The following is an 11,879-nucleotide window of genomic DNA, read 5'->3' on the forward strand; positions in this document are numbered from 1 at the left end:
TTAAATACGAAACATCAAACTATTTATATGAAAAATAAAAAGAACTATTGGACAGGCTAAAAGGGGGGTATTAAAAAATATAAGCTTTAAAAATAAAAACAGCGGCTCGAAAGCCGCTGTCTAAATATTATCTGTTCAGAATTAGTCTTGCTGAATACCTGCAACCACCCAGTCCTGATTTGAACCTGCTGGTTTAGTGAAATGCCAGATTTCTGCAAACGGTTGTGGCAAGCTGTTCAAGTCTTCGCTTACCGTACCGGTAAAGCGTACGCTGACAATATACTGACCATTGTCAGTCGATGAATCTACCACCATGGCATTCAGATTTGAAAACTCGGCAACATCCTGATCCTGATTGCTCATGATGTCATTACGCATTGACTGATAAAGATCAGGAGTTAGGTAACGCTGAATTTCCGAAATATTGCTTGCCGTATTCATAGACTGAATGTGGTTAAAACGCTGACGTGCGACACGCAAGAACGCGGCAGGTTCAGTACCATCCGGTAACTGGCTACCACTTTGGGTATAAGCCGTGCCGAAAGGCGCCGTATTTACCGGCGCAGAACCAAACGGTGCATTAGTACTTGGCGTTTGACCACCAACATTCTGACCAAAGATATTGCTATTGTCACCACCGCGAGGTGCAGTCGGTGCTTGACCAAAAGGTGCTGTATTACCAGCACCGCTATTTGGTGCAAATGGATTAGAAGCTACTTTTTTTTTTGCGCCCATCTTACGGAAAATGAAGAAGGCAACAGCAGCAGCAAGCAGGATCCAGATCCAGCCTGGAATACCACCTTTTTCCTCTTCTGCTGGAGCCGCCTGAGCTTCAGACGCTGCCACACTTTGATCATCGGCCAATGCATTGGCAGCTACGGCACCAATCGCAGCACCCGCTACACCGGCAGCAACCATACCACCCACACCTGGGCCAGATTTTTGCTGGGTTGCAGCACCGGCAGCTGGCGCTTGTTGAGCAGGCGCAGCTTGACGAGGTTGTTGATAAGATTGGGTAGGCTGTGCAGAACGTTGCATACCGTGACTTTTACCGCCACCGGCACGTTTTGCTTCAGCAGCAAAAGGCGCAACCAATAATACTGCTGTCAAGATACCTGTAATCAAACCGCGCTGTCGAACTTGCATTCATTTTTCCTATGAGAATAAAACCTATTTGTACAGTCTATTTATATAGGCTTTGTGTGGAATTTCAATCAAAAATCTGTATTTTTTTGCGCTTTACTGCAAATTCACTGCCTGATGCTTAATTTAGCTCATCACTTAAAGACATGGCTTCACTCAGGGCTTCATGCAAACGGGCAACAGCAATAATCTGCACGCCTGCAATGGTTTTTTGCGGTGCATTGCCACGCGGCACAATAATGTATTTAAAACCATGCTTGATTGCTTCTTTCAGACGCTCCTGTCCATTTGGCACGGGACGAATTTCACCAGACAGCCCGACTTCCCCAAAAACAGCCAGTTGTTGTGGTAAGGCCTTGCCACGAATACTGGAAGCGCAGGCCAGAAGTACCGCCAGATCGGAGCCGGTTTCCGTAATTTTAAGACCACCAACAATATTGACATACACATCCTGACCTGAGGTTTGCACACCGCCATGCCGGTGCATGACGGCCAAGAGCATATTCAGGCGGTTCTGGTCCAGACCCAGCGCGACCCGTCGTGGCTGACCATGTGCATCATCGACCAAAGCCTGTACTTCGACCAGGAGTGGACGCGTGCCTTCACGACTGATCATAACAATCGAGCCCGGAATCGCTTCATCATAACGGCTTAAAAATATTGCAGATGGATTGGACACTTCGCGCAGCCCTTTGTCGGTCATGCCAAACACCCCGAGTTCATTCACCGCGCCAAAACGGTTTTTGACGGCACGGATCATCCGGTAACGTGAATCGGACTGACCTTCAAAATAGAGTACACAATCGACCATATGCTCAAGTACGCGTGGGCCTGCCAAGGCGCCTTCTTTGGTGACATGACCGACCAGAAATAAAGAGGTACCGCTGTTTTTGGCAAAACGGGTCAGCAGGGCAGCGGATTCACGAATCTGCGAGACTCCACCTGGAGCCGATTGTAAGGTCTCGGTATACAGGGTTTGAATTGAGTCCAGAATTGCGACGGCAGGACGTTGCTGGGCCAATACTTCACAAATGCGTTCGACACAGGTTTCTGCCATGACCTTGAGCTGATCGGTTGGCAGATCCAGACGCTGGGCACGTAATGCGACCTGAGACAGGGATTCTTCGCCGGTGACATATAAGGCCGGATTTTTGACAGAGGCCATATGCGTGGCTGTTTGCAGCAAAATGGTTGATTTACCAATGCCGGGATCACCGCCGATCAGAACCACTGAACCCGTTACCAGTCCGCCACCCAGAACCCGGTCAAACTCACTGATACCGGTCGGTAAGCGTGTTTCATGAGAGACTGAGACCTGATTTAAGATGGTGATTGTGGATGCCTGACCTGCATATCCACCCGCGATTTTTGGCTGAGCCCGATGTGTAACCGCAGGTGCAATGCTGACCTCAGTCAGGCTGTTCCATTCCCCACATTCCGAACATTGTCCCGACCATTTCGGATGATCTGCACCACATTGTTCACAACGATAGACACTTTTTGCTTTAGCCATATTTTAAGATGAAGCGATTGAAATTGACTGACAGCATAGCGGTGAATGTGATCTAAAACCAAGCCTTTCACCTGAGAAATCATGGTTTTTACGACAAGGCTTGTCGTTTTTATTTGTGCTTATTCGGATGTTGTGTATCAACGCCGTCTATAATGCCCGTCTTGTTATGCTGAAATGGAACAGATCTTGTCACAATTGCTGAAACATATTGATGCGATCGCACGTGAAAAAAACCGTGATGTGCTGTTTGTGCATTTTGAACAGTATGTATACCCAGATCAGGACGCTCACTCGGTTCGGCAAATGTTTATCGGCTGGTTAGAGCAACAGGGTATCCGTTATATACCGTGTTTGGGCATTGAGCCCACAGTCCGCAGTGACGTGTATTCGGGCAGTCTATATCTGGATGTACCTTTTGACCTGCAGCATAAAACTTATCAAAAACTGAGCGAGTACTTGGAAGATGATCAGGGCAATATGAAAATTGAAGGCATTCAGTTTTTTGTTTTATCTTTAGGACTGGCACTTGAACTCGAATCTGACGGCAAATTACCAGAATGGGGCGGTTTACGCTCATAGAACATGAATATTGGATTTGGATTTCGAATAATTAATAATAAAAAGCCACAATTGATGTGGCTTTTTATTCTCTTGGTTCGGGATTTAAGCAATAAGGCGGTTAATAAAGTTCACCAGATTTACGCCTTGCGATGAAGTCTTTCGATTCCTTGGCAATCACGCCAGACAATAACAGCAATGCAATCAGGTTGGGAACCGCCATCAGACCATTAAAGGTATCGGCAAATAACCAGACCAGATCCAGTGTCGCGATACAGCCGACAAAAACCGATGCAATATAAATAATACGATAGGGTAGAACGAACTTTTCGCCGAGCAAGTAAGTGGCACATTTTTCGCCGTAGTAGCTCCAGCCTAAAATCGTGGAATAAGCAAAGAAAATAATTCCGAAGGTGACCACCCAGCCACCGACACCGGGCAGGAGTTTGTCGAACACGCCAATCGTCAGTACTGCACCGGTCTGATCACCAAATGAATTACCGGCCATGATGTAGCCCATGACCAGAACAATACCAGTAATCGAACACACAATAATGGTATCAATAAAAGTACCGGTCATAGAGACCAGACCCTGACGGGCAGGATGGTCGGTTTTTGCTGCTGCGGCTGCAATCGGCGCAGAGCCCATGCCGGCTTCATTCGAGAATACCCCACGTGCTACACCATAACGAATCGCCGCACCAATCGCACCGCCTACTGCAGCTTCACCGGTAAAAGCATAGGTGAAGATCATTTTTAGTGCAGGCGCTACCAGTTCTAAATTGTTGAGAATAATGACCAGACCACCAGCCACATAGCCTACCGCCATGATTGGAACAATCACCGAAGATGCCTTGGAAATCGATTTAATCCCGCCCAGAATCACCAGTGCTGAAAAGGCAGTAATGATAATACCGGTCATCCAGGTTTCGATCCCCAAACTGTTTTCAACTGCCAGTGCAACAGTATTGGACTGCACTGAACTGCCGATCCCAAAAGAGGCCAGTGTCCCGAACAAGGCAAAAATCAGCGCCAGCCATTTCCATTTCAGGCCACGTTCGATGTAGTACATCGGACCACCCGACATTTCACCTTTTTCATTTTTAATTCGGTATTTGACTGCAAGGACACCTTCGCCGTATTTAGTCGCCATACCAAACAGGGCAGTCATCCACATCCAGAACACCGCACCCGGACCACCCAGCACACAGGCGGTGGCTACGCCGGCAATATTACCGGTACCAATCGTGGCAGACAGTGCGGTCATCAGTGAAGCGAACTGGGAAATATCACCTGAGTGCTCGGGATGCTTGCCAAAAACCTGTTTGAAGGCCAGTGGCAGCATACGGAATTGCCAGAACAATAAGCGGAAAGTGAGGAATATCCCGGTGCCGACAATCAGTACCAGCATATAAGGGCCCCAGACCCAGCCGCTTAAAGTCTCCATTAAACTTTGTAAATTTTGCATAAAATTCTTCTTATTGATCCATGTCTATGTAATTCGAGATATTGATTAAAAAGCAATTATTGTGCCATCGGTATTCATCCTGAATACTTAAAATGGCGGAATTGTGTTCTAGTTTTTACATGGTTTTGCTGCTTTGACAAGAAGTTTCTTGAATCTCGGGCGTCGAAAAAATAAGCGTTAAGCTGGTGCGAGTGAGATATAAGAAAAATAAATGAACTTTACAGTTTAGGCAGAAAATACAAATGATGTGATTTTTCTTTTTGTATTCAGCCTTTTTTACGTTAATTTGTCGCGAGTAAAACTCGAAGTTGAAATCAATAATGTCAGAAAAATATAACAGTTCATCGGCAGAGCACGGTGAGTTACAGCGAAGTTTATCCAATCGGCATCTACAGCTTATTGCCATTGGTGGCGCCATCGGAACCGGCCTGTTTATGGGTTCGGGCAAGACCATCAGTCTCGCAGGCCCTTCTATTCTGGTGATCTATATGATCATCGGTTTTATGGTATTTCTGGTAATGCGTGCACTCGGTGAGTTGTTGCTCTCGAATTTGCAATATAAATCATTCATTGATTTTGCCACGGATCTGATCGGGCCTTGGGCCGGATACTTTGTTGGCTGGACCTACTGGCTGTGCTGGATCACTATCGGGATCGCAGATCTATCCGCGATTATTTATTACCTGCAATTCTTCAATAATGGCTTGCCCTTTAGTCCTGAAGAAGGAGTGATGATCAGCGTTGCCGCGATTGTGTTTATCATGGGTTTGAACCTGGTCACGGTCAAACTGTTTGGTGAAATGGAATTCTGGTTTGCTCTGGTCAAGATTATCGCGATTGTGGTGCTGATTGCCGTTGGCCTGTGGATGGTCTTTACCGGGTTTACCTCGGATGCCGGCACAGTTGCGTCATTTAGTCATATCTGGTCACATGGCGGTATCTTCCCGACTGGAGCGATGGGCTTCCTGGCTGGGTTCCAGATTGCGATTTTTGCCTTCGTGGGTGTAGAGCTGGTGGGTACGACCGCAGCTGAAACCAAAGATCCGGAAAAGAACCTGCCGAAAGCAGTGAACTCGATTCCGATCCGTATCATTATTTTCTATGTACTGGCACTTTTGATTGTGATGTCGGTAACGCCATGGAATCAGATTGATCCAAATATCTCGCCCTTTGTGAACCTGTTTAGTCAGGCTGGTATTGCCGCAGCTGCGATCATCATGAACCTGGTAGTGTTGTCCTCGGTGATGTCATCGATGAACAGTGGGGTATTCTCGACCAGTCGTATGCTGTTCGGTCTGTCGCGTGAAGAGCAGGCACCACTTGCCTTTGGTCGCTTAAACCGTCGTGCAGTTCCGGCAAATGCCTTGTATTTCTCTGCGGTATGTTTGTTGCTGGGTGCAGCACTACAGTATTTCGTTCCAGATACCGTCCGCGCTTTCACTTTAGCAACGACTTTATCCACGATTCTGTTTATCTGTGTCTGGATCATCATTATCTGGAGCTATATCGTGTACTACAAAACACGTCCAGAATTGCATGCCAAATCGACCTTTAAGTTGCCGGGCGGTCTGGTGACCTGCTGGATTGTGATCGTATTCTTCCTGAGCATGATCGTGGTGTTGGCGCTGGAAGACGATACCCGTCAAGCACTGATGGTCAGCCCGATCTGGTTTATCCTTCTGGTTATTGGCTATTTCGGTTTCTATAAACAGAAACATAAATAAACCTTATCAATAAAAACGTCAGCGATCTGCTGGCGTTTTTTTATCGCTAAAGATAATCTCTAGGCTTTAGCGCTTTGGTCATGGTGATCATCGCGTTATACTTCATCGAAACACTATTCAATTAGGTGGTCAGATGCATCAAGTCATTTGCTACATCAGTATCTTGGCGACAAGTCTTGTTCTTGCAGCTTGTGGGCAGTCAGGTGCGTTGCACTTGCCGAATGATCCAGATTACGACAAGCGTGCCAAGTATTTGTTATATAAAAATACCGAAGCTGAATCCAAAGCCTCCGATGAAAAACGAGATGCCCCTGTGCAACAACAGTTTGCTGCGCCTGAAGCATCAGATTCAACGACTACACCTTAACGCTTTCAAAGAAAGGATACCTTCATGAGTTTCACCCGCATTAATGGGGTATTGCACGCTGAGCAATGTTCATTACAACAGCTCGCAGAGCAATTTGGCACACCTCTCTATGTTTATTCCAAAGCCACCTTGGAAAAGCATTTTTTAGATATGGACCGTGCTTTTAACTTTATCGATCATCAAATCTGTTTCGCGGTAAAGTCCAACTCCAATCTTGCGGTATTGAATGTATTGGCCAAACAGGGGGCCGGTTTTGATATTGTGACCGGTGGTGAATTGGCACGTGTGCTAAAAGCCGGTGGTGATGCCGCAAAAATTGTATTTTCGGGTCTGGGTAAAACTGAAGCAGATATTAAAAAAGCCTTAGAAGTGGGCATTGCCTGCTTTAATGTGGAATCTCATGCCGAGCTGGATCGTATTCAAAAGGTTGCGGCTGAATTAAATGTTAAAGCGCCGATTTCATTGCGCGTGAATCCGGACGTCGATGCCAAAACCCATCCTTATATTTCAACCGGTCTAAAAGAAAATAAATTCGGTATTCCATCTGATAGCGTATTTGCAACCTATCAATATGCGGCGTCACTGGCCAATCTGGATGTGGTCGGGATTGACTGTCATATCGGTTCACAGCTCACCGAAACCCAGCCTTTTGTTGATGCGCTGGATCGTGTCATTGTCATGATTGACCAGCTCAAAGAAATGGGTATCCACCTCAAACACATCGATATTGGTGGTGGTTTGGGTGTGACTTATAAAGATGAAACCCCGCCATCGGTTGAAGAATATGCCAATGCGCTGCGTCCAGCTTTAGAAAAATTGGGCCTGAAAGTGTATATGGAGCCGGGGCGTAGTATTTCTGCCAATGCGGGTGTATTGCTGACCAAAGTCGATCTGCTCAAACCGACCAATCACCGTAATTTCGCGATTATTGATGCCGCGATGAACGACCTGATTCGCCCGGCTTTATATGAAGCATGGATGGACATTCAACCTGTTAGGCCGCGTACTGATGCTGAAACTAAAGAATGGGATGTGGTAGGTGCAATCTGTGAAACCGGTGATTTCCTCGGTAAAGAGCGTGAATTGGCAATCAAAGAAAATGATGTACTGGCAGTCTTGGGCGCAGGTGCCTACGGTTTTGTGATGAGCTCAAACTACAACAGCCGTGGCCGTGCGGCTGAAGTGATGGTTGATGCAGATCAGGCACATTTGATTCGTGAACGTGAGACGATTGAATCACTCTGGGAACGTGAGCGTTTATTGCCTTAAGGACTAAATCGAGATGTTATTAGAATTTACCAAGATGCATGGTCTGGGCAATGACTTTATGGTGGTTGATCTGATCAGCCAGCGCGCTTATTTGGATCCGGTCACCATTCAGCGCTTGGCCAATCGTAATTTTGGTATTGGTTTTGATCAGCTGCTGGTGGTTGAACCACCAGACGTACCGAGTGCAGATTTTAAATACCGGATTTTTAATGCCGATGGTTCGGAAGTAGAACAATGTGGCAATGGCGTGCGCTGTTTTGCCAAGTTTGTACATGACCGTCAGCTGACCAGCAAAACCAAAATCAAGGTACAGACGAAGTCTGGTATTGTTGAACCGGAATTGGGTGCCAATGGCTGGGTGCGGGTCAATATGGGCTATCCGAAATTCCTGCCACAGGACATTCCATTTTTGGCCGATGCACCGGAAAGCCTGTATGACATTGAGCTTGCTAGCGGTGAAAAGCTGAGCATTGATGTGGTGAATATGGGTAATCCACATGCGGTGACGATTGTACCGGATGTGATTGCTGCCGATGTGGCACGTATTGGCCCACAAGTTGAAGCGCATGCGCGTTTCCCGGCACGGGTCAATGCTGGCTTTATGCAGATCATTGATGAAAAACATGCGCGTTTGCGTGTATATGAACGTGGTGTCGGCGAGACTCTGGCCTGTGGTACAGGTGCCTGTGCCGCAGCCATTTCCGGGATGCGCCGTGGTCTGCTGTCGAGCAAGGTTGAAATCGAGCTGGCAGGTGGCAAGTTGCAGATCGAGTGGAAAGAAGGTGATGTGGTCTGGATGACCGGACCAACGGCGACCGTGTATGAAGGGCGTCTGGATTTGCGTTATTTTCAGGGTTAATCGGCATTAAGTTTTAAAAAAGCACCGTGCTCAGAACGGTGCTTTTTTTATGTTAGGATGAAACTGAAATTTAATATGCATGATTATGCCTTCATGAATCAGCTTGTATTTTTACCGGGTGCATCTGGCAGCCAAGGTTTTTGGCAGCCGTTAAGGGCAGCATTAACCGAATATCCAGATCAGCAGGTCATTGCCTATCCAGGATTTGATGGGGTAGCGCCAAATGTAGCCATTCAAAACCTGTATGATTTGCAAGAACTAGTAAATAGGCAGATTCAGGATGACTCCATTCTGATTGCCCAGTCGATGGGTGGTGTACTGGCAGTTGGGTTGGCGCTTAAGCATCCGCAAAAAGTCAAAGGGCTGGTATTGTTGGCGACATCAGGCGGTTTAAATTTGAAGAGATTTCACTGTGCCGACTGGCGAACAGATTATCGTGAACAGTTTAAAGCAGTACCGAACTGGTTTGTACAAGATCACACTGAATTTAATCCTGATCAGCTCGCCGGTCTTGAAATTCCCATTTTGCTAATTTGGGCAGATCATGATCCTCTAAGCACGATTCAAGTAGGACAATACTTAGAAAAAATATTTAAACATGCAAAACTGCATATCATCCAAGGCGGAAATCATTTCTTTGCCCACACTCATGCAGATCAGGTGGCAGCACTGATTCAAGATTATCTGGAGCAATTTTAAATGGAGCATGCAGTGACTGTGCCTCCTCAACTTTTACTCAATATGTGGCTGAAAGAACGTGAAATCCAGAACCAGTCTAAACATACCTTGCAGGCCTATGCTCGTGATGTCTCGGATTTTTTAGAGTTTTGCCAGCGTGAGCAGCTCAATTTAAATGATGTAGAAGCCACAGACCTGCGCCAGTTTCTGGCTGAAAAAGTCGAACAGCATCAGCTGAGTCCCAGCAGTCTTCAGCGCATGCTGTCGTCCATTCGCCAGTTTATGAAATGGGCAGAGCAGGCCCAGCATCTCGCTTTTAACCCGGCGGATGATTTTCAGTTAAAGCGCCAATCGCGTCCTTTGCCGGGCATGGTGGATATTGAAACCGTGAATCAGATTATCGATCAGCCTGCGCCTGAAAATGAAATCCAGCAGCAAATGTGGCTCCGGGACAAAGCGATTCTGGAGTTGCTGTATTCCAGTGGGTTGCGTCTGGCCGAATTACAAAACCTCAGAATCAAAGATATCGACTTCAACCGGCAGTTGCTACGTATTACCGGTAAGGGCAATAAAACCCGGATCGTGCCTTTTGGCTCCAAGGCCAAAGAGAGTGTTATGGTCTGGTTACAGCTTTATCCACGCTGGAATGGCGATTTTGTGCCAGAGGCGAATGTATTTATTACCCAGAAGGGCAATCCACTGGGTGCACGCCAAATTGAAAATCGGGTCAAGTTTCAGGCGCAGCGCGCAGGCGTCAATGTGGATTTACATCCGCATTTGTTACGTCACTGCTTTGCCAGTCATATGCTGTCGAATAGCCGCGACTTACGTGCGGTTCAGGAAATGCTGGGCCACAGTAATTTAAGCACCACCCAGATTTATACCCATGTCGATTTTGATCATCTGGCACAAATTTATGATCAGGCGCATCCGCGTGCACAGCATAAAAAGGATTGATCATGCGCCAAGTGGTAGAAAGTAAAAATCATGAATATATATTTTTGGCATAAAACTTTCATATTTAAATTTTAAAATGGAATTGAACTGAAATCTGGCGTTCTGTTGGGGCATTTCACTATTGTCTTATTCGTTAAATGCGTCATTTCAGGTATAACAAGAACGAGTAATTAATATTTAAAATGAAGTATGACTGAGCAAAGTCTCAGCATTTGGCGGATGGGAATTGATATGGACACAATAGTGATTGCAGATATAGAACAAAAATATGCACAGTTAAGCGCAGCTCAAAAAGAAATGTTTGCCGGTTATGGTTTGCGACAAATCAAGCATTTTGTGGACATTAGCTTACCGAGTCTTGCAGCGACTTTACCTGAAGGTGCCATCATTCAAGGGATTAATGCTGATGGTAAAGTTCAGGCATTTAATGCAATGACAGGACAATACTATTTATGGATTTCTGATTTACAGTGGCAAGTGTCGAATCGTGCCACCCAAGCGGTCGATTTAAAAGAAGATGCGATTGCGATTTGGACAGTTTTTGAATTATCAGACTATGAATTGGTGGATTTAAGCCATATTCATCGTGATTTTTTAGCACAGGTAACTGCCTAAACTTAAACTCCCTAGTATCTCGGCTTTACTCAAGAAAAAGGTTGTCTTTAAACAAGGCAACCTGATATTTTTCTTATCGTCAAACTTGCGATCTATCTATCTGCAACATAGCGGGTGATTTAAGCTGGCTATGATTATTTAGCGCTGGAATTAAAAATACGCCATCGTCACTCTTAATCCATTCGTTTATAAATCCTCTAAAGGCAATTGGAAACTCTGTTTAATAATCTGACTCGGTAAATCGGTTTTAACACTGGTAATACCATTTTTTTTAGTCAGATGTGTCGACTGGAATTTACGGTAACTTTCTAGATCAGGCACCACGACTTTCAGCAAGGCATCACTTTCCCCCAAAATGATATAGCACTCCATCACTTGAGGCAGTTCTTTCATGGCCTCAATAAAGGTGTCAATGGTTTCAGCATCTTGACCGACCAGCCAAATCCGTGAAAACAAAATCAGCTGAAAGCCAATTTTCTGTTGATCGACAATGGTGGTGTAATTCTGAATCACACCCGCATCTTCCAGTAATTTGACCCGCCGCAAACAGGAGGAAGGTGAAAGTCCAATTTCCCGCGCCAGATCATTATTTTGAATACGGCCATTGGCTTGTAAATGTCGAATGATATTTTTATCAATTCGATCAAGTTTTACCCGCACAGACTTGGTGGATATTTTCATAAATTAGAATAATATTCGAAAAATAAGACTTATTATAAAATAAATTG

12 protein-coding genes are annotated in these 11,879 nt (G+C 45.7%); 8 read left to right on the top strand and 4 right to left on the bottom strand.

Annotation, left to right across the window (positions count from 1 at the left end):
- Positions 1-141: 141 nt before the first annotated feature.
- Positions 142-1,146: a Tim44 domain-containing protein gene (locus tag FTV30_RS02940; RefSeq protein WP_005169956.1), complete on the bottom strand. Its 1,005-nt coding sequence runs from the start codon at positions 1,144-1,146 to the stop codon at positions 142-144.
- 118 nt (positions 1,147-1,264) lie between these two features.
- Complete coding sequence (radA, locus tag FTV30_RS02945; RefSeq protein ID WP_180000976.1) at positions 1,265-2,656, bottom strand: DNA repair protein RadA; 1,392 nt, start codon at positions 2,654-2,656, stop codon at positions 1,265-1,267.
- Between the two features lie 174 nt (positions 2,657-2,830).
- On the opposite strand from radA, the gene FTV30_RS02950 reads away from it, so the two are divergent.
- Entirely contained in the window at positions 2,831-3,235 is a 405-nt protein-coding gene (locus tag FTV30_RS02950; RefSeq protein ID WP_005169959.1) for a hypothetical protein, read from the top strand.
- Between the two features lie 100 nt (positions 3,236-3,335).
- Here the strand turns inward: FTV30_RS02950 and FTV30_RS02955 are convergent, their stop codons facing one another.
- Complete coding sequence (locus FTV30_RS02955) at positions 3,336-4,682, bottom strand: sodium:alanine symporter family protein (protein ID WP_005097666.1); 1,347 nt, start codon at positions 4,680-4,682, stop codon at positions 3,336-3,338.
- A 320-nt stretch (positions 4,683-5,002) separates the two neighbouring features.
- On the opposite strand from FTV30_RS02955, the gene FTV30_RS02960 reads away from it, so the two are divergent.
- The 7 genes from FTV30_RS02960 (at position 5,003) to FTV30_RS02990 (ending at position 11,151) form a co-directional block, all read left to right on the top strand.
- Positions 5,003-6,406 carry an amino acid permease gene (locus tag FTV30_RS02960; protein ID WP_005097664.1) on the top strand — a complete coding sequence of 468 codons (1,404 nt, stop codon included), beginning with the start codon at positions 5,003-5,005 and terminating at the stop codon, positions 6,404-6,406.
- 133 nt (positions 6,407-6,539) lie between these two features.
- Positions 6,540-6,773, top strand: a complete 234-nt coding sequence (locus FTV30_RS02965) for a lipoprotein (protein ID WP_005169961.1) — start codon at positions 6,540-6,542, stop codon at positions 6,771-6,773.
- A gap of 24 nt (positions 6,774-6,797) precedes the next feature.
- The gene (gene lysA, locus FTV30_RS02970; RefSeq protein ID WP_074383381.1) at positions 6,798-8,042 is read left to right on the top strand and encodes a diaminopimelate decarboxylase; all 1,245 of its coding nucleotides are present in this window, start codon (positions 6,798-6,800) and stop codon (positions 8,040-8,042) included.
- Positions 8,043-8,055: 13 nt separating this feature from the next.
- The gene (gene dapF, locus FTV30_RS02975) at positions 8,056-8,901 is read left to right on the top strand and encodes a diaminopimelate epimerase (RefSeq protein ID WP_100534855.1); all 846 of its coding nucleotides are present in this window, start codon (positions 8,056-8,058) and stop codon (positions 8,899-8,901) included.
- A gap of 93 nt (positions 8,902-8,994) precedes the next feature.
- Positions 8,995-9,600 (top strand): alpha/beta fold hydrolase, encoded by a 606-nt coding sequence (locus FTV30_RS02980; protein ID WP_257228890.1) that lies wholly within the window; start codon positions 8,995-8,997, stop codon positions 9,598-9,600.
- Complete coding sequence (gene xerA, locus FTV30_RS02985; RefSeq protein WP_180000978.1) at positions 9,601-10,536, top strand: site-specific tyrosine recombinase/integron integrase; 936 nt, start codon at positions 9,601-9,603, stop codon at positions 10,534-10,536. It begins immediately after the preceding gene.
- A gap of 231 nt (positions 10,537-10,767) precedes the next feature.
- Complete coding sequence (locus FTV30_RS02990; RefSeq protein ID WP_034608955.1) at positions 10,768-11,151, top strand: hypothetical protein; 384 nt, start codon at positions 10,768-10,770, stop codon at positions 11,149-11,151.
- Between the two features lie 186 nt (positions 11,152-11,337).
- Here FTV30_RS02990 and FTV30_RS02995 read toward each other — a convergent pair whose 3' ends face one another.
- Positions 11,338-11,832, bottom strand: a complete 495-nt coding sequence (locus FTV30_RS02995) for an Lrp/AsnC family transcriptional regulator (protein ID WP_005265834.1) — start codon at positions 11,830-11,832, stop codon at positions 11,338-11,340.
- Positions 11,833-11,879: the final 47 nt, after the last annotated feature.

Source organism: Acinetobacter sp. YH12255 (assembly GCF_013417355.1).
Classification (GTDB): domain Bacteria; phylum Pseudomonadota; class Gammaproteobacteria; order Pseudomonadales; family Moraxellaceae; genus Acinetobacter; species Acinetobacter pseudolwoffii.

Coding starts and splice junctions, on each gene's coding strand:
- radA (WP_180000976.1), bottom strand. CDS start 2,656: ATGGCTAAAGCAAAAAGTGTCTATCGTTGTGAACAATGTGGTGCAGAT.
- FTV30_RS02980 (WP_257228890.1), top strand. CDS start 8,995: ATGAATCAGCTTGTATTTTTACCGGGTGCATCTGGCAGCCAAGGTTTT.
- FTV30_RS02965 (WP_005169961.1), top strand. CDS start 6,540: ATGCATCAAGTCATTTGCTACATCAGTATCTTGGCGACAAGTCTTGTT.
- xerA (WP_180000978.1), top strand. CDS start 9,601: ATGGAGCATGCAGTGACTGTGCCTCCTCAACTTTTACTCAATATGTGG.
- FTV30_RS02955 (WP_005097666.1), bottom strand. CDS start 4,682: ATGCAAAATTTACAAAGTTTAATGGAGACTTTAAGCGGCTGGGTCTGG.
- dapF (WP_100534855.1), top strand. CDS start 8,056: ATGTTATTAGAATTTACCAAGATGCATGGTCTGGGCAATGACTTTATG.
- FTV30_RS02995 (WP_005265834.1), bottom strand. CDS start 11,832: ATGAAAATATCCACCAAGTCTGTGCGGGTAAAACTTGATCGAATTGAT.
- lysA (WP_074383381.1), top strand. CDS start 6,798: ATGAGTTTCACCCGCATTAATGGGGTATTGCACGCTGAGCAATGTTCA.
- FTV30_RS02960 (WP_005097664.1), top strand. CDS start 5,003: ATGTCAGAAAAATATAACAGTTCATCGGCAGAGCACGGTGAGTTACAG.
- FTV30_RS02940 (WP_005169956.1), bottom strand. CDS start 1,146: ATGCAAGTTCGACAGCGCGGTTTGATTACAGGTATCTTGACAGCAGTA.
- FTV30_RS02990 (WP_034608955.1), top strand. CDS start 10,768: ATGGACACAATAGTGATTGCAGATATAGAACAAAAATATGCACAGTTA.
- FTV30_RS02950 (WP_005169959.1), top strand. CDS start 2,831: ATGGAACAGATCTTGTCACAATTGCTGAAACATATTGATGCGATCGCA.